The organism is Leptotrichia sp. oral taxon 221 (assembly GCF_018128245.1).
In the GTDB taxonomy this organism is placed as follows: domain Bacteria; phylum Fusobacteriota; class Fusobacteriia; order Fusobacteriales; family Leptotrichiaceae; genus JABCPH02.
This window is the reverse complement of the sequence record NZ_CP072378.1, coordinates 1,822,933-1,842,495: the sequence shown is the minus strand read 5'-3', so window position 1 is coordinate 1,842,495 and position 19,563 is coordinate 1,822,933. Positions and strand designations below refer to the sequence as shown.

The window sequence follows — 19,563 nt, the reverse complement described above, 5'->3', positions numbered from 1 at the left end:
CTACAAATTAGGGTGTAGATTGAAGGGATGAGCTTTTAAAAAAGTTTTAGTTTATAAAAAATGACGAGAAATTATATATAAAATTTGAAGAAAGTTGGGAGGAGGAAAATATGCCTACTATTAATCAATTAGTAAGATTTGGTAGAAAAACAACAGAGAAAAAGAAAAAATCACCTGCGTTAAAAGGTAATCCACAAAAAAGAGGGGTTTGTGTAAGAGTATATACAACTACACCTAAAAAACCAAACTCAGCCTTAAGAAAAGTAGCAAGGGTTAAATTAGTAAATGGAATTGAAGTTACTGCTTATATTCCAGGAATCGGACATAACTTACAAGAACACAGTATCGTTCTTTTAAGAGGAGGAAGAACAAAAGATTTACCAGGGGTTAGATATAAAATAATCAGAGGTGCTTTAGATACTGCGGGAGTAGTAAACAGAAGACAAGCTAGATCAAGATACGGAACAAAAAAACCAGCGGCAGGCGCTAATTAATTAAAACTAAGAAGTAAGGAGGACAAATAAGTGTCAAGAAGAAGAAAAGCGGAAAAGAGAGATGTTTTACCTGATTCTCAATATAACGATAAAGTAGTAACTAAATTCATAAATGGATTAATGAAAGATGGAAAAAAATCATTAGCTGAAAACATTTTCTATACAGCATTAAATGAAATTAAAGAAGAAACTCAAGAAGAGGGAATTGAAGTGTTCAGAAGAGCAATGGAAAATGTTAGACCTCAATTAGAAGTTAGATCAAGAAGAATTGGAGGAGCTACTTACCAAGTACCAGTTGAAGTTAGAAAAGAAAGACAACAAACTTTAGCTATTAGATGGTTAGTTAGATACACAAGAGAAAGAAAAGAACACGGAATGGTAAACAAATTGAAAAAAGAGTTAGTAGCAGCTGCTAACAATGAAGGTGGATCAATTAAGAAAAAAGAAGACACATATAAAATGGCCGAAGCAAATAGAGCATTCGCACATTATAAATGGTAATTCGTTAAAGTATAGTTTATTTAATTATCTGAATTATTTAACTGCTTAATATTTAGAAGGAGGAAACATCAGAATGGCAAGAAAAGTTGCTTTAAAAGATACTAGAAATATTGGTATCATGGCTCATATTGATGCCGGAAAAACGACTACTACTGAAAGAATTTTATTCTATACAGGAGTTAACCATAAAATTGGAGAGGTTCACGAAGGAGCCGCTACAATGGATTACATGGAACAAGAACAAGAAAGAGGAATCACAATTACATCAGCAGCAACAACTGCATTTTGGAATAAACACAGAATTAACATCATAGATACACCAGGTCACGTTGACTTTACAGTTGAAGTTGAAAGATCTTTAAGAGTATTAGATGGAGCTGTTGCAGTATTCTCAGCAGTTGATGGTGTTCAACCACAATCTGAAACAGTTTGGAGACAAGCTGATAAATACAACGTTCCAAGAATGGCTTTCTTTAATAAAATGGATAGAGTTGGAGCAGATTTCGATATGTGCGTTAACGATATTAAAGAAAAATTAGGTGGAAACGGTGTACCTATCCAATTACCAATTGGTGCTGAAGATAATTTCGAAGGAATTATTGATTTAGTAACAATGAAAGAATATTTATTTAAAGATGAAACTATGGGAGCTGACTATGAAATAGTTGATATAAGAGCAGAGTTAGTTGATGAAGCTCAAGCAGCTAGAGAACATATGATTGAATCTGTAGTTGAAACTGATGATGAATTAATGGAAAAATATTTTGGTGGAGAAGAAATTTCTGAAGAAGAAATCAAAAAAGCATTAAGAGCTGCTACAATCGAAGGAACTGTTGTACCTGTATTGTGCGGAACTGCATTTAAAAACAAAGGAATTCAACCATTACTTGATGCAGTAGTTGCTTATATGCCATCACCATTAGACATCAACGGTGGAAAAATTAAAGGAACTGATCCTAAAACTGAAGAACCTATCGAAAGAGAAATGGGAGACGATGCTCCATTCTCAGCATTAGCGTTCAAAATTATTACGGATCCATTTGTAGGAAGATTATCATTCTTCAGAGTTTATTCAGGAATATTAGAAAAAGGATCTTATGTATTAAACTCTACTAAAGGTAAAAAAGAAAGAATGGGAAGATTACTTCAAATGCACGCAAACAAAAGAGAAGAATTGGAAACAGTTTACTCTGGAGATATTGCTGCAGCAGTAGGGTTGAAAGATACTACAACAGGAGATACATTGTGTGCTGAAAATGCTCCAATTATCTTGGAAAAAATGGAATTCCCTGATACAGTTATTCAAATAGCTGTTGAACCAAAAACAAAAGCTGACCAAGAAAAAATGGGTACAGCATTAGCTAAATTAGCTGAAGAAGATCCAACATTTAAAGTTACAACTAACCAAGAAACTGGTCAAACATTGATCGCTGGAATGGGAGAATTACACTTGGAAATTATCGTAGATAGAATGAAACGTGAATTCAAAGTTGAAGCAAATGTAGGTAAACCACAAGTTGCATATAGAGAAACAATCAACGGAAGCGCTGATGTTGAAGAAAAATATGCTAAACAATCTGGAGGTAGAGGTCAATACGGACATGTTAAAATTAAAGTTGAACCTAATCCAGATAAAGGTTATGAATTTATTAACCAAATTACAGGAGGAGCTATTCCAAGAGAATACATTCCTGCAGTAGATAAAGGAATTCAAGAAGCATTAGAAGCTGGAGTTGTTGCAGGATATCCAGTTCAAGATGTAAAAGTAACATTATATGACGGATCTTACCATGAAGTGGATTCATCAGAAATGGCATTTAAAATAGCTGGATCTATGGCAATTAAAAAAGCCTTAAGAGCAGCAAATGCAGTATTATTAGAACCAATCTTCAAAGTAGAAGTTACTACTCCAGAAGAATACATGGGAGATGTTATTGGTGACTTGAACTCAAGAAGAGGACAAGTATCAGGAATGACTGACAGAAATAATGCGAAAATTATTAACTCAGAAGTACCATTATCTCAAATGTTTGGTTACGCAACTGACCTAAGATCTAAAACACAAGGTAGAGCATCTTATTCAATGGAATTTGAAAAATATGTAGAAGTACCTAAAAATATTGCAGATCAAGTTATTAAAGAAAGACAAGGAAAATAGTAAATAAAATGTGAACGACTTTCTATTTGTTAAGTTATCAATAGAATAGAAAGTCTTCAAATTAGAAATAAAATATAAATTTAAAATATCTGGAGGAAATAAGAAATGGCAAAAGCTAAATTCGAGAGAAGTAAACCACACGTAAACATAGGAACAATCGGTCACGTTGACCACGGTAAAACAACAACAACAGCAGCAATTTCAAAAGTATTAGCTGAAAAAGGGTTAGCTGAAAAAGTTGATTTTGAAAACATTGACCAAGCTCCTGAAGAAAGAGAAAGAGGAATTACAATTAACACAGCTCACATTGAGTATGAAACAGAAAAAAGACACTACGCTCACGTAGACTGTCCAGGACATGCTGACTATGTAAAAAATATGATTACAGGAGCAGCTCAAATGGATGGAGCTATCTTAGTAGTATCAGCAGCAGATGGTCCAATGCCTCAAACAAGAGAACATATCTTGTTGGCAAGACAAGTAGGTGTACCTTACATCGTAGTATACTTGAATAAAGTAGATATGGTAGACGACGAAGAATTATTAGAATTAGTAGAAATGGAAGTAAGAGAATTATTAAACGAATACGGATTCCCAGGAGATGACGTACCAGTAATCAAAGGATCTTCATTAGGAGCATTAAATGGAGAACAAAAATGGATAGATGCAATTGTAGAATTGATGGATGCAGTGGATGAATATATTCCAACACCAGAAAGACCAATTGACCAACCATTCCTTATGCCAATTGAAGATGTATTCACAATTACAGGAAGAGGAACAGTTGTAACAGGAAGAGTAGAAAGAGGAGTAGTAAAAGTTGGAGAAGAAGTAGAAATCGTAGGAATTAAACCAACTTCAAAAACAACAGTAACAGGAGTAGAAATGTTCAGAAAATTATTAGATTCAGGACAAGCTGGAGATAATATAGGAGCATTATTAAGAGGAACTAAGAAAGAAGAAGTGGAAAGAGGACAAGTGTTGGCAAAACCAGGAACAATCACTCCACATACAGGATTTAAATCAGAAGTATATGTATTGACAAAAGATGAAGGAGGAAGACATACTCCATTCTTTACAGGATACAAACCACAATTCTATTTCAGAACAACTGATATTACAGGAGAAGTAAACTTACCAGAAGGAGTAGAAATGGTAATGCCTGGAGATAACATTGAAATGACAGTAGAATTAATTCACCCAATTGCAATGGAAGAAGGATTAAGATTTGCGATTAGAGAAGGTGGAAGAACAGTAGCTTCAGGAGTAGTTGCAACTATTACTAAATAGTCAAAAATTATAGGAGGAAAAAACTTTGGATAAAATCAGAATATATCTTCAATCTTATGATCATAAATTATTAGATCAATCTGCAAAAAAAATTGCAGAAGTAGTAAAGAAAAATGGTTCAGAATTAGCTGGTCCATTACCTTTACCAACTAAAACTAAAAAATATACAGTTTTAAGATCTGTACATGTTAATAAAGATTCAAGAGAACAATTTGAAATGAGAATACACAGAAGATTTGTTGAAATTAAAAATTCTAGTCAACAAATAATGGCTGCGTTAGGATCATTAAACTTACCATCAGGTGTAGGAATAGAAATTAAGCAATTATAAGCTTAGTACATGTTGGCAATTGGATTGAGGAATTTTCCTTAATTCAATGTCAACCAATATATTAAGGAGGATAAATAAATAAAATGATATTAGGTAAAAAAATCGGAATGACTCAAATTTTCGAAGATGAAAAATTAATACCAGTAACAGTTATCGAAGCTGGTTCAAACTTCGTAGTTCAAATTAAAACAAATGAAAAAGAAGGATACAATGCTATTACATTAGCATTTGATGAAAAAAAAGAAAAAAATACAAATAAACCAGAAGCAGGTTTATTCAAAAAAGCAGGAATTACTCCTAAAAAATTCTTAAAAGAATTCAAAGTTGCTGATACAGCTTCATATGAATTAGGACAAGAATTTAAAGTAGACGTATTAGAAGGAATCGAATTTGTTGATATCACAGGAACTTCAAAAGGTAAAGGGACTGCAGGAGTTATGAAAAGACATAACTTTGGTGGAAACAGAGCTTCACATGGGGTTTCTAGAAACCATAGATTAGGAGGGTCAAATGCTGGAGGTGCTGCATCAAACAGTAATGTACCTAAAGGTAAAAAAATGGCTGGAAGATTAGGTAATGAACAAGTAACAGTTCAAAACTTAAGAGTTATTAAATTTGATGTAGAAAACAACCTTTTATTAGTAAAAGGTGCAATACCAGGACCTAAAAATGGTTACTTAGTTATTAAAAAATCGGTTAAGAAATACTAATAGGAAAGAGAGGAGGATAAAATGCCAGTTTTAAATATTTATAAATTAGATGGTTCGCAAGCAGGAACTGTTGAATTAAACAATGAAGTATTTGGTATTGAACCAAATAAATCTGTAATGCACGAAGTTTTAGTTGCTGAATTAGCAGCTTTAAGACAAGGTTCTGCCTCAACAAAAACAAGAGCAGAAGTAAGAGGTGGAGGAAGAAAACCTTTTAGACAAAAAGGAACAGGAAGAGCTAGACAAGGTTCTACAAGAGCACCACACATGGTAGGTGGAGGAGTTGTTCACGGACCAAAACCTAGAAATTACGCTAAAAAAGTTAATAAAAAAGTTAGAAAATTAGCTTTAAGATCAGCATTAGCTCAAAAAATTATTGAAGGAAACTTAATTGTTTTAGATGACTTTGCATTAGAAGCACCAAAAACAAAAACATTTGTTGAATTTGCAAAAGCATTAAATTTTGCTGATACTAAACAATTATATGTAACTGAAGATTCTTATGAAACTTCTGATAGAGATTACTTCTTGTATTTATCAGCTAGAAATATTAAAAAAGTTTCAATTTTAAATTCAAGAGAAATTAATGTTTATTCATTAATCAAACAAGATAAAGTAATTGTTACTAAAGAAGCACTTGCAACTATCGAGGAGGTGTTAGCATAATGCATATTACTGATATAATCAAAAAACCAGTATTGAATACAGAAAAAGCTAGAAACTTATTTGAAAATAATGAGTACGTATTTATCGTTGATAGAAGAGCAAACAAAATTCAAATCAAAGAAGCTGTTGAAAAATTATTCAATGTAAAAGTTGAAAGCGTAAATACTTTGAATATTAAACCAAAAGCAAAAAGATTTAGAATGTCAGTTTATAAAACATCTGCTATAAAAAAAGCAATGGTTAAATTGAAAAAAGGTGAAACAATCGCAGCATATGAAGGATAATTCTGATTTATCAGAATCCTTTTTATGATATAAAAAATATATGAAAAAAATATTTTTTAGTATAGGAATTATTTCATAAAAATGATATAATATACAGGTTGTGAAAAAATGAAATTAAGGAAGAGAGGTAATAAAAGTTATGCCAATTAAAAAGTTAAAACCAATAACTAGTGGGACAAGGCATATGTCGATATTAGTTAATAATGAATTAGATAAAGTAAGACCTGAAAAATCATTAGTAGAACCATTAGGTTCATCTTATGGAATTGATAACTACGGTCATAGAACAGGTAGAAATAGACATAAAGGTCATAAAAGATTATATAGAGTTATTGATTGGAAAAGAAATAAATTAGGAGTTCCTGCAAAAGTAGCAACTCTTGAATACGATCCAAACAGAACTGCAAACATTGCATTATTACATTACGTTGATGGAGAAAAAAGATATATCTTAGCTCCAAATGGATTGAAAAAAGGTGATGTAGTATTAGCTGGTGAAGGTGCTGAAATCAAACCAGGAAATGCTTTGAAATTAAAAGATTTACCAATCGGGACAGTTATTCACAATGTTGAGTTGATGCCTGGAAAAGGTGGACAATTAGCAAGATCTGCAGGAACTTCTGCAAGATTAGTAGCTAAAGAAGGAACTTATTGCCACGTTGAATTACCTTCAGGAGAATTAAGATTAATTCATAAAGAATGTATGGCAACAATTGGTGCAGTAGGAAATTCTGAACACTCATTAGTATCATTAGGTAAAGCTGGAAGAAATAGACATTTAGGAAGAAAACCACACGTAAGAGGATCAGTAATGAACCCTGTAGATCACCCTCATGGAGGAGGAGAAGGTAGATCTCCTATAGGTAGAAAATCACCAGTTACACCTTGGGGTAAACCTACTCTTGGTAAGAAAACAAGAGGTAAAAAACTTAGCGATAAATTTATTGTTAGAAAAAGAAAAAAATAGTCAAGTTAACAAAATGATATATGATAATGTTGCTTAACACACTTTTATGTGTGTGAGCTAACATTTTCAACTTAAAGATGAGATGATAAGGAGGAAAGAATGGCTCGTTCATTAAAAAAAGGACCTTTTGTTGATGCTTATTTATTGAAGAAAGTAGAAGCATTAGGAGAAAAAAAACAAGTTATTAAAACATGGTCAAGAAGATCTACTATATTCCCTCAATTTATTGGACATACTTTTGCAGTATATAATGGTAAAAAACATTTACCTGTATACGTAACAGAAGAAATGGTAGGACATAAATTAGGTGAATTTGCACCAACAAGAACTTTCTATGGACACGGGAAAGATGCAAAAAAAGGTAAAAAATAATTAAATATAAAAGAATCTAATTAAAATATATAAAATTAGTAATGGAAGGAGGCCATTTAATGGCAGTAGTAGCTAAATTACGTTACCAAAGATTAAGCCCTCAAAAAGCTAGACTTGTAGCTGATATAGTTAGAGGAAAAAATGCTTTACAAGCTTTAAACGTATTAGAGTTTACAAATAAAAAAGCAGCTAAATATATAGAAAAAACATTAAGATCAGCAATTGCAAATGCAGAACATAATTTTAATTTGGATCCAGAAAAATTATATATTTCTAAAATTTTAATTGATAAAGGACCAGTATTAAAAAGAATTAGCCCAAGAGCAATGGGAAGAGCAGATGTTATAAGAAAACCAACTGCTCATATAACAGTAGAAGTTTCAGAAAGAAACTAAGAATAGTATAAGGAGGTAAGTCTGTGGGACAAAAAGTAGATCCTAGGGGGATTAGAATTGGAATCACAAAAACTTGGGATTCAAAATGGTTCGCTGAAGGGAAAGAATACTTAAATAATTTTCATGAAGATATAAAAATAAAAGAATACATTAAAAAGAATTACTATCATGCAGGAATTTCAACAGTTCAAGTTGAAAGAACATCACCAACTGATGTTTCTGTAATAATAGAAACTGGGAAAGCTGGAATTCTAATTGGTAGAAAAGGTCAAGAAATTGAAGCTTTAAAAAATAATTTGGAAAAATTAACTAACAAAAAAGTACAAGTTAAAGTACAAGAAATTAAAAATCCTAATAAAGATGCACAATTAGTGGCTGAAAGTATAGCAACTGCTATTGAAAAAAGGGTAGCTTATAAAAGAGCTGTTCAACAAGCAATTCAAAGAGCTGAAAAATCAGGTGTAAAAGGGATTAAAGTAATGGTATCAGGAAGATTAAATGGTGCCGAAATAGCTAGAAGTGAATGGACACTTTCAGGAAGAGTATCATTACATACATTGAGAGCAGATGTTGATTATGCAACTGCAACTGCACATACTACATATGGAGCTTTAGGAATTAAAGTATGGATTTTCAATGGTGAAGTTCTTTCTACTAAAAAGGAAGGAGGAAATAATTAATGTTAATACCTAAAAGAACGAAATATAGAAAACAGTTCAGAGGAAAAATGGGTGGTATAGCAACTAAAGGAAACAAAGTTGATTTTGGTGAATTTGGATTGGCCGCTAGAGAATTTGGTTGGATTACTTCAAGACAAATAGAAGCTTGTAGGGTAACAATCAACAGAACATTTAAAAGGGAAGGAAAAATTTGGATTAGAATATTCCCTGATAAACCTTATACAAAAAGACCAGAAGGAACAAGAATGGGTAAAGGTAAAGGTAATACAGAAGGTTGGGTAGCTGTAGTTAAAAAAGGAAAAATAATGTTTGAAGTTGCTGGAGTATCAGAAGAAAAGGCTAAAGAAGCATTAAGAAAAGCAGGACATAAACTACCTATCAAAGTTAAATTTGTAAGAAAAGAAGAAGTAGGTGGTGATAAGTAATGACAGCAAATGAAATAAGAGAATTATCATTAGAAGAATTAGATGCAAAAGTTAAAGAATTGAAACAAGAATTGTTTAATTTAAAATTTCAAAAAACTCTTGGACAATTACAAAACACTACTAAAATAACTGAAGTTAAAAGAACGATAGCAAGAATAAAAACTATCGCAACTGAAAAAACTGTTAAATAGGAGGAACAAGAGTGGAGAATAAAAGAAACGAAAGAAAAGTAAGAGAAGGTATTGTTGTTTCTGATAAAATGGATAAAACAGTAGTTGTTCTTGAAGAAACAATGAGATTACATAAAATCTATAAAAAAAGAGTGAAAACTTCTAAAAGATATAAAGCACATGATGAAAATAACGAATGTGGTGTAGGAGACAGAGTAAGAATCATGGAAACTAGACCATTAAGTAAAGATAAAAGATGGAGAGTAGTGACTATCTTAGAAAAAGCTAAATAGAGAATAGTGGATAATGAAATTTTGAGAGGAGGAAATTTTAAATGGTTCAACAACAAACGATACTTAATGTTGCTGATAACACAGGAGCGAAAAAAATCATGGTTATTAGAGTATTAGGTGGGTCAAGAAGAAGATTCGGTAAAATTGGTGACATCGTAGTAGCATCTGTTAAAGAAGCTATACCTAATGGAAATGTAAAAAAAGGAGATGTAGTTAAAGCTGTTGTAGTAAGAACAAGAAAAGAATTAAAAAGAGCAGATGGTTCATATATTAAATTTGATGATAATGCAGCAGTTGTATTAAATACAAGCTTAGAAGTAAGAGGTACAAGAATTTTTGGACCTGTAGCAAGAGAACTAAGAGCTAAAAACTTTATGAAAATAGTGTCTCTAGCACCAGAAGTATTATAGAAAGGAGAGTTTATAAGTGGCTAAACCAAGAGTAAAATCAATACCTAATAGATTACATGTTAAAACTGGAGATACAGTTGTTGTAATTAGTGGTAGATCGAAAGACTTATCTAGAAATGACAAAGGTCAAACTGGAGATAAAGGAAAAGTTGGAAAAGTATTAAAAGTATTCCCTAAAATAGGTAAAATAGTTGTTGAAGGTGTAAATATTCAAAAAAGACATATCAAACCTAATGCAATGAACCCACAAGGCGAAGTTGTAGAAAAAGAAATGCCAATTTTCTCATCTAAAGTAATGCTTTGGGATGAAAGTGCAAAAAAAGGGACTAGAGTAAGATATGAAATTAAAGATGGAAAAAAAGTAAGAATATCAGTTGTTTCTGGTAACGAAATATAGAAAGGAGGAAAACTCAGTGGCTGAGAAATATATTCCAAGATTACAAAAGTTATATAAAGAAGAATTGGTTGCATCATTAATGAAAGAATTAAACATCACTAATGTTATGCAAGTACCTAAAATTGAAAAAATAGTAGTTAATATGGGGATTGGTGAAGCGGTAAACAACCCTAAATTAATTGATACTGCAATGAGAGAATTAGGGCAAATTACAGGACAACAGCCTGTAGCTAGAGCAGCTAAAAAATCAGAAGCAGGATTTAAATTAAGAGAAGGACAAAAAATCGGAGCAAAAGTAACATTAAGAAAAGAAAAAATGTACGAATTTTTAGATAGATTAATTAGTATTACTTTACCAAGAGTTAGAGACTTTGAAGGAGTTTCACCTAAAGGGTTCGATGGAAGAGGAAACTATACTTTAGGTATTAGAGAACAAATCGTTTTCCCTGAAATTGAAATTGATAAAGTTGATAAAACATTTGGAGTAGGAATTACAATAGTTTCAACTGCAAGAACTGACGAAGAAGGAAGAGCGTTATTAAAAGCATTCGGAATGCCGTTTGCAAAATAGTTTACAATTTGAAGGAGGTGTAATTCAATAAATGGCTAAAAAAGCAATGGTTGAAAGAAACTTAAGAAGAGAAAAAATAGTTGATAAATATGCAGAAAAAAGAGCAGAATTAAAAGCAAAAGCTAAAAAAGGTGATAGAGAAGCAATAGCTGAATTGGCTAAATTGCCAAGAAATGCGTCACCTACTAGATTGAGAAATAGATGTCAAATTAATGGAAGACCAAGAGGATTCATGAGAGAATTTGGAATTTCTAGAGTAATGTTTAGAAAATTAGCAGGAGAGGGTGCAATCCCAGGAGTAAGAAAATCAAGTTGGTAAGAAGAAGTTCGAGAGGAGGAATAAGTAAATGCATTTAACAGATCCTATTGCTGATATGCTTACTAGAATTAGAAATGGAAATATGGCAAAACATGCTGAAGTTAAAATACCATTTTCAAAAATTAAAGAAAGTATAGCGAATATATTAAAAAATGAAGGATATATAGTTAGTTACGAAGTAAAAGAAGAAGGTACAAAAAAAGATATAGTAGTAACATTAAAATATATGGATGGAGATGCTGTAATCAAAGGGTTGAAAAGAATTTCTAAACCTGGAAGAAGAGTATATACATCTGTAGAAAGTTTACCTAAAGTATTAGGTGGATTAGGAATTGCCATTGTCTCAACACCAAAAGGTGTTATAACAGACAAAGAATGCAGAAAGCATAGCGTTGGTGGAGAGGTTCTTTGCTACGTGTGGTAATTTACGCATTTTATAAAATAGGAGGAGAGTCATGTCAAGAATAGGTAATAAACCTATAACTATACCAGCTGGTGTAGAAGTTAAATTAGATGGTAATAAATTTATCGCTAAAGGACCTAAAGGACAATTGGAAAGAGAATTAAGCGATGAAATTAAAGTAAATATTGATGGCACTGAAATAACTTTTGAAAGACCTAATGACTTACCAAGCATTAGAGCTCTTCATGGGACAACTAGAGCAAATGTTAATAATTTGATTATTGGTGTTAGTCAAGGGTTTGAGAAAAAATTAGAATTAGTAGGGGTTGGATACAGAGTACAAGCTAACGGAAAAGGTTTGACTTTAGCTTTAGGATATTCTCACCCTGTTGAAATAGAAGCTGTTGAAGGAATAACTTTCAAAGTAGAAGGTAATACAAAAATTTCTATTGAAGGAATTGACAAACAATTAGTTGGACAAATTGCTGCAAATATCAGAGCTAAGAGACCACCTGAACCTTACAAAGGAAAAGGAGTTAAATATGCTGATGAAGTAATTAGAAGAAAAGAAGGTAAGAAAGGATAGGAGGTAGATTTTAGTGATAAAAAAACTAGATAGAAAAAAAGTAAGAACTAGAAAACATAAAAGTATAAGAAGAAGAATCGTTGGAACTGCTGAAAGACCTAGACTTTCTGTTTACAGAAGTTTACAAAATATATTTGTTCAAATTATTGATGATACTACTGGAAATACTTTAGTATCAGCATCTACAATTGAAAAAGGTGCAAAAATCGAAAATGGTTCAAATATTGAAGCAGCTAAACAAATTGGTGAGAGAATTGCTAAAAAAGCATTAGAAAAAGGAATAACGACAGTTGTATTTGATAGAGGTGGATATATTTACACTGGAAGAATCAAAGCAATAGCTGATGCTGCAAGAGAAGCAGGATTAAAATTCTAAGGAGAAGGAGGACTTATTTTGGCCAGAGATAGAGAAAGAAATGAAAAAGCAAGTGAATTTAAAGAAAGTCTTTTAAGAATAAATAGAGTTTCTAAAACTGTTAAAGGGGGAAGAAGAATGTCATTCTCAGTTTTAGCAGCAGTTGGAGACGAAAAAGGTAAAGTTGGTATTGGTTTAGGAAAAGCAAATGGTGTACCAGATGCTATTAGAAAAGCAATCGCTAACGCTAAGAAAAATTTAGTAACTGTATCTTTAAAAGGTGGAACTTTACCACATGAACAAATTGGTAAATACAATTCTACAAGTGTATTATTGAAACCAGCTTCAAAAGGGACAGGAGTTATTGCTGGGTCAGCAGCTAGGGAATTATTAGAATTAGCTGGTGTAACAGACGTACTTACAAAAATTAGAGGTTCAAAAAATAAAAGTAATGTTGCAAGAGCTACATTAGAAGGATTAAGACAATTAAGATCTATTGAAGAAGTAGCTAGATTAAGAGGAAAAACAGTAGAAGAAATTTTAGGATAATTAGGTTAGGAGGTAAAATTAATGTCTAAAGTAAAAGTAACACTTGTTAAGGGAATTAATGGAAGAAAACCTAATCATATTGCGACTGTGAAATCACTTGGATTAAGAAAAATCAGTCAAAGTGCAGTACATAATAAAACTGCAGATATAGAAGGAAAAATAAAATTAGTTTCTTATTTACTTAAAGTAGAGGAGGTTTAAGAATAAATGAATCTTAATGAATTAAAACCTGCTGAAGGATCAAAAAGACAAAGAAAAAGAGTAGGAAGAGGTCACGGAACTGGTTGGGGTAAAACAGCTGGTAAAGGGCACAATGGACAAAAACAAAGATCAGGTTCATATGTATCACCTATATTTGAAGGTGGACAAATGCCAATAGTTAGAAGAGTTCCTAAAAGAGGATTCTCTAATTCAGCATTCAAAAAAGATTTTGTAGTAATTACATTATCAGATATAGTAGATAAATTCAACGATGGTGATGTTGTAAGTTTACAAACATTAGTTGAAAATGGGATTATTAAAAATCCTAAATTTATATCTAAATATTCAGATGCAGCTTTAAGAGAAGTAAAAGGTAAAAAAGCAGTAAAAAGATATTTAGCTGAAAATGTTGAATCATATGTTAAAGAAAAAGAATTTACAAGTTTATTAAAAGTAATTGGAAATGCAGAAGTTTCTAAAAAATTAACAATTAAAGCTCATAAAGTTTCAGGAACTGCTAAAGCATTAATTGAACAAGCTGGTGGATCAGTAGAATTACTTGAAATTAAATCGTATTCAGCTAAAGCAGGAAATAACAAAAAAGAAGAAGAGAATAAGTAAGATTTAATATCTTGCTTTTTCTTCATATATAAGGAGTGGTTGTATTGACTTTAACTGAAGCAATAGTAAGTAGAGTGAAAGCTATTTTTAATATTCCAGAATTGGAAAAAAGAATAACGTTTACACTATTGATGATACTAGTAGCTAGAGTAGGTATACATATAGTTGTTCCGGGAGTAGATACAAATGTATTCAAGAGTCTTTCGCATAATAATGCAATTGCAGGATTTTTAAATCTGTTTTCTGGAGGGGCTGTAGAAAGAGCTTCGATCTTTTCATTAGGAATAATTCCTTATATTAACTCTTCTATTGTGTTTCAATTATTAGGAGTTATTTTCCCTAAAATAGATGAAATGCAAAAAGAAGGTGGAAAAGAAAGAGATAAAATAACACAATGGACAAGATACTTGACTATAGTGTTAGCTTTAGGACAATCATTTGGGATAGCAGTAATGCTTGCTAATCAAGGATTTGTTCTAGAAGATACAAGTTTTAAATTTATTATAAGAACAGTTGTATTAATGACTGGAGGAACTGCATTTTTAATGTGGATTTCTGAAAGAATTTCTATAAAAGGTATTGGAAATGGGACTTCAATGTTAATCTTTTTAAATATTGTTGCAGGATTGCCTAGTGTTTTAACACAAGCATATTCAAGTTTAAAAGGAAGTGGAACAGGTATAATCTTAATGTTTATATCAATAATAGTTTTTGTTGTATTTATTGCTTTAATGGTTTTAGTGCAACTTGCTGAAAGAAGAATACCAATTCAATATGCTGGAAAAGGAAGTTTAGGATTTGGTGGAGGACAAAGTGCAGTTGGTAGAAGAACATATTTACCATTAAAAATAAATATGTCTGGAGTAATGCCAATAATCTTTGCTTCAGTGCTAATGGCGGCACCACCATTTTTAGTTACATTAATGAAACCGGGTGTTTGGAAAAATAGATTGACAACTTGGTTTTCACAAACAGGAGTATTGTATCTATTATTATTTGCTGTATTAATTACAGTATTTTCGTTCTTTTATACGTTAACAATAGCTTTTGATCCAGATAAAGTATCAGAAGATTTGAAACAAAGTGGAGGAACAATACCTACTGTAAGAGCAGGTGCAGAAACAGCTGATTATTTAGAAAAGGTTGTTACAAGAGTTACTTTTGGAAGTGCTATTTTCTTATCAATATTAGGAATATTGCCTAATATTTGGTTTGGATATGTTCTTCATATACCTGTATTACTTGGAGGAACAAGCTTATTGATCTTAGTTGGGACAGCTGTTGAATTATTGTTACAAATTGATTCATATTTAGCTGTTAAACAAATGAAAGGTTTTATAAGTAGAAAAAATAAATAAAAATATAATAAAAAAATCTCTGATTAAGAATAACTTCTTTTTAAGAGATTTTTTATTTTATATTCGAATTTATTTAAAATCAAACTACTAAAATTATATAAATTTAGGTTTTAAGTAAGTAGCAATAACTTTTGGTTCAGTCTTACGGAAGTTTAATTTTTTAGATATTTATTTTTTAAGAAATAAGAAATAAATTCTAGTATGAGTGCTACGATAAATATTAAGTAAACAAATACTCCAATTTCTCGAATGTCAAAATACATTGTTCCTGACATAAACATGTCGTATCCGATTCCACCTGCTCCTGATGCAGCGCCAACTGCTACGGCGTTTGTAAAGTTGATTTCGAATCTTACAAAAGTCCATGAGAGGATGGAAGTAATTGTAGATGGTAAAACTGCTTGGAATATTATTTGCCACCAAGAAGCACCTGTTGCTTTAAGGGCGTCGATAGTGTCTGTGTCGATTTCTTCTATGCTTTCAGAATATGCTTTTATTAAATAAGCAATACTATGAAATGACATTCCAATAATAGCAGATTCCACACCAATGTTTGCAACAACTGAAAATACTAAAACCCAAAGTATTGTCGGGATTGCTCGTATGAATGATACAATAATTTTGATTATTTTTGATGTTCTTTCATTTGAAAGATTTTTTGCTGCAAAAAAAGATAAAAATAACGCTATAAAAGATCCAATCAATGTTGTCAATATAGCAAGTGCAATAGTGATTAAAAGACTATTAAATACTTCTAGAAACGTATATCTATCTGATAATCGTGCTTCGAAAAACATAATTTTTAAATCTTTTAAAAATTCTAAAAAAGCAGAAGACAGTTTAACACCACCCATATTGATTGTAGCTAGTGTAAAAATGGTGATTAAAGATAGAATACTTAATGTAGACCACAAATAAATTCTAGATTTTGTGAATTTTCTTATTATTATTTTATTATTTTTTGTTTTTTCAATATATTTTGAATTCATTTAAAGATCCTCCTACATTAATTCTTTTCTGATTTTATTAGATAGTAATTCTATGCTGATAATAATTATTATTACGAACAATATAACCATTCCAGCCGCATCATAACGGAAACTTCGATAGTAGAGGTTAAAAATGAATCCGATTCCAGTACCTGTAAGTAATCCGATTAAAGTTGCTTCCCTAATTCCATTTTCTATAAAAAATAATAGCCAAGATATTAGTTGTGGTAAAACGCTTGGGATAACACCTTGAAAAATTATTTGGAAATATGATGCACCTGTTGTTTTTAAGGCTTCAATAATATTTTCTGATGCTTCATCTATAGTCTCAATGAAAGTTCTTGTTAAATATCCAAGAGTTACTAAAAACAGTGCTAAAAATCCTGTAAACTGGCTTTGTTTAAATGAAAATAGAAGAACTAAAGACCAAGCAACAAGAGGAATATTTCTGAAAAACGAAGCAATAATTTTTACTAATACTTTTGTAAAAAGGTTTATTCCAGTTGCTTCAGAACCGATTAATGCTAAAAATAGTGCAAAAATAGATGATACAATTGTTGAAGAAACTGCTAATAAAATAGTTTCAATTGCTGTTTTAAAAATAATTGGCAAATACTGCAAAGATTCTGATGTTGGAATAAATTTTTGGAAAAGCCAAATTATCCCACTTGGAATTGATAAAAAAGCAGCGGTATTTTTAAAGCCAGAAATAATGCTAGAAAAAAAATATAAAATAAAAACTATTAATACAAAAAAGATTTTACTATTTTTTCTTTTTTTAAAAATATCGTTATTTATTTTTTGTGATTTTAACATTTTTGTGACACCCCTTTCTTATTAATGTTCTTCGGTTTCTTCATTTTTATAAATTTTTTCAATTTCTTCTTTTGATAATTTATCAACAGAATTGTCGAATACTTTTTTTCCTTTATTTAAAGCGATTATTCTGTCAGAATATTTCAAAGCTATATCAACTTGGTGAAGATTAACGATGCAAGTAACACCCATTTCCTTAACAATTTTAAGAAGGTATTCCATAACTTTTTCAGATGATTTTGGATCAAGCGAGGCAATAGGTTCATCACATAATAACAAAGTTGGTTTTTGTATCAAAGCACGTGCAATTCCAACTCTTTGTTTTTGTCCTCCACTTAAATCACTGCATTTTTGATAAGCATATTTTGCCAAATCAACTTTTTCCAATAATCTAAAGGCTTCTTCCTTTTCCTCTTCTGTATAAATCCCCAAAGCTCCAGCTAAAACCGATTTATAGCCAAGTCTTCCGTGCAAAACATTCTCAATAACAGTCAAACGTTCAACTAAATTATAATTTTGGAAAATCATACCAATCTGTCTTCTAACTAGTTTAGTTTCCTTTTTATTCAATGTTTCAATTTTTTTACCTTCAAAAATAATGCTACCACTTGAAATATCAATCATTCTGTTAATACTTCTAAGTAAAGTAGATTTTCCCGCCCCAGAAGGTCCAATAATAGATATAAACTGTTGTTTTTCTACATCAAATGAAACATCTGAAAGAGCAACAGTTTTATTTTTATAAGTTTTGAATACATTTTTTAAACTTAAAAGCATATTTCTTCCTTTCTATCAGAATCTATCAATAAAAATAAGAATTTAGTTTCATAAAAAATTGTAAAATAGAACTAATTATTTATGAAAAATTTTATTTATTAAGATATTTCTGAAAAGTTTTTTTTAGAAAATTTTCATAAACAATTTTATCATATATTTTATAAAAATAATAGTTTAAAAAAATAAAAAAGCTTTCATAATATCATTTAGAAATTATAAAAGCTTTGTTTAATAGCCACTCTTTTAAAATAAATTAAAGTAGCAAAAAATTATTTTTCTTTCATTATATCTTCATACCATTTATTGTTAACTTCAACAAATCCTACTTTGTCACTTTCTTTTAAGAACATTCCTCTAATTTTACTTGTTTTAGCACTAAAAATTGCAGGGTTTTCATAAGTTTCTTTAGATAATAAAGCTGCTTTTATTTTTGCTTGGTCATCTTTATTAAGTGATTTTACGTTGAATACGATTGCTCCATTAGGTACAGGAATAGATTTTATAACTGTAAAACTTTTTCCAACGTATTCTCCAAATGGTGAAGGTGCACCAGCTTTAACTTTGTATGTAGCCCCAGTTTTATTTTCTTCCCCTGATACTAATTCATAAGTTGTAAAAGATTTAGGAATAGCAAATGTAGCAACATCTACATCTTTTTTCAATAAATTTACTTGTGTTCCAGGATGTGAATTTCCGAAAATAACTTTCGAGAATACTTTTCCTTCTTGAAGTAATTCATCAGTATTTTTCAATCCAAATTCTTTAACTAAAACTTCTCCAGGAACAACAAATCCTGATGTGGAACTATTTGTTACAAAAGAAACTTTTTTACCTTTTAATTTTTTCAAATCATAAGTATTTCCAACTTTGTAATTGTTAGCAGCATCACTAGGTACAGCTATAAAACTGTAATAAAGAGCATCTGCATTTGTACCACTTTTTCCAGCATTTGTAACAATTGCTTGTACATCTTTTGTTTTTTTGTCAGCACTTAAAATACCTTCGGCCCCAATATAAGCGATTTGAGCTTGCCCCGAAATAATGTTTTCCATAGCAATATTGTAGTCAGTCGTTGTAACAATATTTGCCTTTTTACCTGTTGCTTTTTCAATGATTTTAGCAAATTCTTCACGAGAAGCTTTTAGAGAATCATTCGATTCATTTGGCAAAAATACTATGTTAATTGTGTCATTCTTTTTACCACAACTTATAGCAAGCATAAGAATTACTAAAGCCATTAAAATTTTAAAAATTCCTTTTTTCATAAATACCTCCTAGTATTATTTTAGATTTGTAAAAGATAAATTAAAATATAAATTATAGAAGATATAATTAATTTTAATTTCTTTAGCACATTATAACAATTTTTTTTAGATTTTTCTAGGATTAATTTTTTTTAATATTTAGAAAAATTTTTTAGAGAAAAATTCAAAATATGATTTTAAAAATAAAAAAGAGATAATCTAACACTTTTT

The 19,563-nt window shown here is 30.7% G+C and carries 30 protein-coding genes; 26 read left to right on the top strand and 4 right to left on the bottom strand.

The annotated features are described in order from the left end of the window. Positions 1 to 110: 110 nt before the first annotated feature. From rpsL to secY, 26 genes are all read left to right on the top strand, one after another. On the top strand, positions 111 to 494 hold the full coding sequence (gene rpsL, locus J4863_RS08275) for a 30S ribosomal protein S12 (protein WP_211618271.1): 384 nt from the start codon (positions 111 to 113) through the stop codon (positions 492 to 494). A gap of 30 nt (positions 495 to 524) precedes the next feature. Continuing rightward, a complete protein-coding gene (gene rpsG / locus J4863_RS08270; RefSeq protein WP_211618270.1) occupies positions 525 to 995 on the top strand; it encodes a 30S ribosomal protein S7 in 471 nt (156 codons plus the stop codon). A gap of 73 nt (positions 996 to 1,068) precedes the next feature. Next, positions 1,069 to 3,153, top strand: a complete 2,085-nt coding sequence (gene fusA, locus J4863_RS08265; protein ID WP_211618269.1) for an elongation factor G — start codon at positions 1,069 to 1,071, stop codon at positions 3,151 to 3,153. A gap of 105 nt (positions 3,154 to 3,258) precedes the next feature. Next, on the top strand, positions 3,259 to 4,443 hold the full coding sequence (gene tuf, locus J4863_RS08260; RefSeq protein WP_147002960.1) for an elongation factor Tu: 1,185 nt from the start codon (positions 3,259 to 3,261) through the stop codon (positions 4,441 to 4,443). A 25-nt stretch (positions 4,444 to 4,468) separates the two neighbouring features. After that, entirely contained in the window at positions 4,469 to 4,774 is a 306-nt protein-coding gene (gene rpsJ / locus J4863_RS08255) for a 30S ribosomal protein S10 (protein ID WP_211618268.1), read from the top strand. Positions 4,775 to 4,857: 83 nt separating this feature from the next. Further along, positions 4,858 to 5,484 carry a 50S ribosomal protein L3 gene (rplC, locus tag J4863_RS08250; protein ID WP_211618267.1) on the top strand — a complete coding sequence of 209 codons (627 nt, stop codon included), beginning with the start codon at positions 4,858 to 4,860 and terminating at the stop codon, positions 5,482 to 5,484. A 21-nt stretch (positions 5,485 to 5,505) separates the two neighbouring features. Next, the gene (rplD, locus tag J4863_RS08245; protein WP_211618266.1) at positions 5,506 to 6,150 is read left to right on the top strand and encodes a 50S ribosomal protein L4; all 645 of its coding nucleotides are present in this window, start codon (positions 5,506 to 5,508) and stop codon (positions 6,148 to 6,150) included. Next, on the top strand, positions 6,150 to 6,434 hold the full coding sequence (gene rplW / locus J4863_RS08240; protein WP_211618265.1) for a 50S ribosomal protein L23: 285 nt from the start codon (positions 6,150 to 6,152) through the stop codon (positions 6,432 to 6,434). The genes rplD and rplW overlap by 1 nt, the downstream gene beginning before the upstream one ends. Positions 6,435 to 6,573: 139 nt before the next feature. Then, complete coding sequence (rplB, locus tag J4863_RS08235) at positions 6,574 to 7,401, top strand: 50S ribosomal protein L2 (protein ID WP_211618264.1); 828 nt, start codon at positions 6,574 to 6,576, stop codon at positions 7,399 to 7,401. A 99-nt stretch (positions 7,402 to 7,500) separates the two neighbouring features. Next, a complete protein-coding gene (gene rpsS, locus J4863_RS08230; RefSeq protein WP_211618263.1) occupies positions 7,501 to 7,773 on the top strand; it encodes a 30S ribosomal protein S19 in 273 nt (90 codons plus the stop codon). 59 nt (positions 7,774 to 7,832) lie between these two features. Next, positions 7,833 to 8,168 carry a 50S ribosomal protein L22 gene (gene rplV, locus J4863_RS08225; RefSeq protein WP_211618262.1) on the top strand — a complete coding sequence of 112 codons (336 nt, stop codon included), beginning with the start codon at positions 7,833 to 7,835 and terminating at the stop codon, positions 8,166 to 8,168. A gap of 23 nt (positions 8,169 to 8,191) precedes the next feature. Next, a complete protein-coding gene (rpsC, locus tag J4863_RS08220) occupies positions 8,192 to 8,848 on the top strand; it encodes a 30S ribosomal protein S3 (RefSeq protein WP_211618261.1) in 657 nt (218 codons plus the stop codon). Further along, positions 8,848 to 9,273, top strand: coding sequence for a 50S ribosomal protein L16 (rplP, locus tag J4863_RS08215; RefSeq protein WP_211618260.1), 426 nt, complete (start codon positions 8,848 to 8,850; stop codon positions 9,271 to 9,273). Before rpsC ends, rplP begins: the two co-directional genes overlap by 1 nt. After that, complete coding sequence (gene rpmC / locus J4863_RS08210; RefSeq protein WP_211618259.1) at positions 9,273 to 9,464, top strand: 50S ribosomal protein L29; 192 nt, start codon at positions 9,273 to 9,275, stop codon at positions 9,462 to 9,464. The genes rplP and rpmC overlap by 1 nt, the downstream gene beginning before the upstream one ends. Positions 9,465 to 9,475: 11 nt before the next feature. Beyond that, entirely contained in the window at positions 9,476 to 9,736 is a 261-nt protein-coding gene (gene rpsQ, locus J4863_RS08205; protein WP_211618258.1) for a 30S ribosomal protein S17, read from the top strand. A 41-nt stretch (positions 9,737 to 9,777) separates the two neighbouring features. Further along, positions 9,778 to 10,146: a 50S ribosomal protein L14 gene (gene rplN, locus J4863_RS08200; RefSeq protein ID WP_211618257.1), complete on the top strand. Its 369-nt coding sequence runs from the start codon at positions 9,778 to 9,780 to the stop codon at positions 10,144 to 10,146. A gap of 16 nt (positions 10,147 to 10,162) precedes the next feature. After that, entirely contained in the window at positions 10,163 to 10,543 is a 381-nt protein-coding gene (rplX, locus tag J4863_RS08195) for a 50S ribosomal protein L24 (protein ID WP_211618256.1), read from the top strand. A 31-nt stretch (positions 10,544 to 10,574) separates the two neighbouring features. After that, a complete protein-coding gene (gene rplE / locus J4863_RS08190; RefSeq protein WP_211619356.1) occupies positions 10,575 to 11,114 on the top strand; it encodes a 50S ribosomal protein L5 in 540 nt (179 codons plus the stop codon). A 31-nt stretch (positions 11,115 to 11,145) separates the two neighbouring features. Next, positions 11,146 to 11,433 carry a 30S ribosomal protein S14 gene (gene rpsN, locus J4863_RS08185; RefSeq protein ID WP_211618255.1) on the top strand — a complete coding sequence of 96 codons (288 nt, stop codon included), beginning with the start codon at positions 11,146 to 11,148 and terminating at the stop codon, positions 11,431 to 11,433. A 28-nt stretch (positions 11,434 to 11,461) separates the two neighbouring features. Continuing rightward, positions 11,462 to 11,857 carry a 30S ribosomal protein S8 gene (rpsH, locus tag J4863_RS08180; protein ID WP_211618254.1) on the top strand — a complete coding sequence of 132 codons (396 nt, stop codon included), beginning with the start codon at positions 11,462 to 11,464 and terminating at the stop codon, positions 11,855 to 11,857. Between the two features lie 31 nt (positions 11,858 to 11,888). Further along, on the top strand, positions 11,889 to 12,422 hold the full coding sequence (gene rplF, locus J4863_RS08175; RefSeq protein ID WP_211618253.1) for a 50S ribosomal protein L6: 534 nt from the start codon (positions 11,889 to 11,891) through the stop codon (positions 12,420 to 12,422). A 13-nt stretch (positions 12,423 to 12,435) separates the two neighbouring features. Then, a complete protein-coding gene (rplR, locus tag J4863_RS08170) occupies positions 12,436 to 12,798 on the top strand; it encodes a 50S ribosomal protein L18 (protein WP_211618252.1) in 363 nt (120 codons plus the stop codon). 18 nt (positions 12,799 to 12,816) lie between these two features. Further along, positions 12,817 to 13,326: a 30S ribosomal protein S5 gene (gene rpsE, locus J4863_RS08165; RefSeq protein WP_211618251.1), complete on the top strand. Its 510-nt coding sequence runs from the start codon at positions 12,817 to 12,819 to the stop codon at positions 13,324 to 13,326. A 21-nt stretch (positions 13,327 to 13,347) separates the two neighbouring features. Continuing rightward, on the top strand, positions 13,348 to 13,527 hold the full coding sequence (gene rpmD, locus J4863_RS08160) for a 50S ribosomal protein L30 (protein WP_211618250.1): 180 nt from the start codon (positions 13,348 to 13,350) through the stop codon (positions 13,525 to 13,527). Between the two features lie 6 nt (positions 13,528 to 13,533). Then, positions 13,534 to 14,148 (top strand): 50S ribosomal protein L15, encoded by a 615-nt coding sequence (rplO, locus tag J4863_RS08155; protein ID WP_211618249.1) that lies wholly within the window; start codon positions 13,534 to 13,536, stop codon positions 14,146 to 14,148. A gap of 44 nt (positions 14,149 to 14,192) precedes the next feature. Continuing rightward, on the top strand, positions 14,193 to 15,506 hold the full coding sequence (gene secY, locus J4863_RS08150) for a preprotein translocase subunit SecY (RefSeq protein WP_211618248.1): 1,314 nt from the start codon (positions 14,193 to 14,195) through the stop codon (positions 15,504 to 15,506). Positions 15,507 to 15,658: 152 nt separating this feature from the next. On the opposite strand, the gene J4863_RS08145 is transcribed toward secY, so the two are convergent. The 4 genes from J4863_RS08145 to J4863_RS08130 all read right to left on the bottom strand — a co-directional run bounded on the left by J4863_RS08145 (position 15,659) and on the right by J4863_RS08130 (position 19,353). Then, positions 15,659 to 16,303 (bottom strand): ABC transporter permease, encoded by a 645-nt coding sequence (locus J4863_RS08145; RefSeq protein WP_249111513.1) that lies wholly within the window; start codon positions 16,301 to 16,303, stop codon positions 15,659 to 15,661. Positions 16,304 to 16,507: 204 nt separating this feature from the next. Continuing rightward, positions 16,508 to 17,311: an ABC transporter permease subunit gene (locus J4863_RS08140; RefSeq protein WP_211618246.1), complete on the bottom strand. Its 804-nt coding sequence runs from the start codon at positions 17,309 to 17,311 to the stop codon at positions 16,508 to 16,510. A gap of 21 nt (positions 17,312 to 17,332) precedes the next feature. Next, positions 17,333 to 18,088, bottom strand: a complete 756-nt coding sequence (phnC, locus tag J4863_RS08135) for a phosphonate ABC transporter ATP-binding protein (RefSeq protein ID WP_211618245.1) — start codon at positions 18,086 to 18,088, stop codon at positions 17,333 to 17,335. Between the two features lie 269 nt (positions 18,089 to 18,357). Beyond that, positions 18,358 to 19,353 (bottom strand): phosphate/phosphite/phosphonate ABC transporter substrate-binding protein, encoded by a 996-nt coding sequence (locus tag J4863_RS08130; RefSeq protein ID WP_211618244.1) that lies wholly within the window; start codon positions 19,351 to 19,353, stop codon positions 18,358 to 18,360. Positions 19,354 to 19,563 lie beyond the last annotated feature (210 nt).

Bases quoted from the DNA above. Each gene is read 5' to 3' on its own strand.
- rplF (WP_211618253.1), top strand. From the start codon at position 11,889: ATGTCAAGAATAGGTAATAAACCTATAACTATACCAGCTGGTGTAGAA.
- tuf (WP_147002960.1), top strand. From the start codon at position 3,259: ATGGCAAAAGCTAAATTCGAGAGAAGTAAACCACACGTAAACATAGGA.
- rpsL (WP_211618271.1), top strand. From the start codon at position 111: ATGCCTACTATTAATCAATTAGTAAGATTTGGTAGAAAAACAACAGAG.
- fusA (WP_211618269.1), top strand. From the start codon at position 1,069: ATGGCAAGAAAAGTTGCTTTAAAAGATACTAGAAATATTGGTATCATG.
- J4863_RS08140 (WP_211618246.1), bottom strand. From the start codon at position 17,311: ATGTTAAAATCACAAAAAATAAATAACGATATTTTTAAAAAAAGAAAA.
- J4863_RS08145 (WP_249111513.1), bottom strand. From the start codon at position 16,303: ATGTTTTTCGAAGCACGATTATCAGATAGATATACGTTTCTAGAAGTA.
- rplB (WP_211618264.1), top strand. From the start codon at position 6,574: ATGCCAATTAAAAAGTTAAAACCAATAACTAGTGGGACAAGGCATATG.
- rpsS (WP_211618263.1), top strand. From the start codon at position 7,501: ATGGCTCGTTCATTAAAAAAAGGACCTTTTGTTGATGCTTATTTATTG.
- rpmC (WP_211618259.1), top strand. From the start codon at position 9,273: ATGACAGCAAATGAAATAAGAGAATTATCATTAGAAGAATTAGATGCA.
- rpsN (WP_211618255.1), top strand. From the start codon at position 11,146: ATGGCTAAAAAAGCAATGGTTGAAAGAAACTTAAGAAGAGAAAAAATA.
- rplP (WP_211618260.1), top strand. From the start codon at position 8,848: ATGTTAATACCTAAAAGAACGAAATATAGAAAACAGTTCAGAGGAAAA.
- rplW (WP_211618265.1), top strand. From the start codon at position 6,150: ATGCATATTACTGATATAATCAAAAAACCAGTATTGAATACAGAAAAA.
- rplO (WP_211618249.1), top strand. From the start codon at position 13,534: ATGAATCTTAATGAATTAAAACCTGCTGAAGGATCAAAAAGACAAAGA.
- rplV (WP_211618262.1), top strand. From the start codon at position 7,833: ATGGCAGTAGTAGCTAAATTACGTTACCAAAGATTAAGCCCTCAAAAA.
- rpmD (WP_211618250.1), top strand. From the start codon at position 13,348: ATGTCTAAAGTAAAAGTAACACTTGTTAAGGGAATTAATGGAAGAAAA.
- J4863_RS08130 (WP_211618244.1), bottom strand. From the start codon at position 19,353: ATGAAAAAAGGAATTTTTAAAATTTTAATGGCTTTAGTAATTCTTATG.
- rplN (WP_211618257.1), top strand. From the start codon at position 9,778: ATGGTTCAACAACAAACGATACTTAATGTTGCTGATAACACAGGAGCG.
- rpsH (WP_211618254.1), top strand. From the start codon at position 11,462: ATGCATTTAACAGATCCTATTGCTGATATGCTTACTAGAATTAGAAAT.
- phnC (WP_211618245.1), bottom strand. From the start codon at position 18,088: ATGCTTTTAAGTTTAAAAAATGTATTCAAAACTTATAAAAATAAAACT.
- rplC (WP_211618267.1), top strand. From the start codon at position 4,858: ATGATATTAGGTAAAAAAATCGGAATGACTCAAATTTTCGAAGATGAA.
- rplD (WP_211618266.1), top strand. From the start codon at position 5,506: ATGCCAGTTTTAAATATTTATAAATTAGATGGTTCGCAAGCAGGAACT.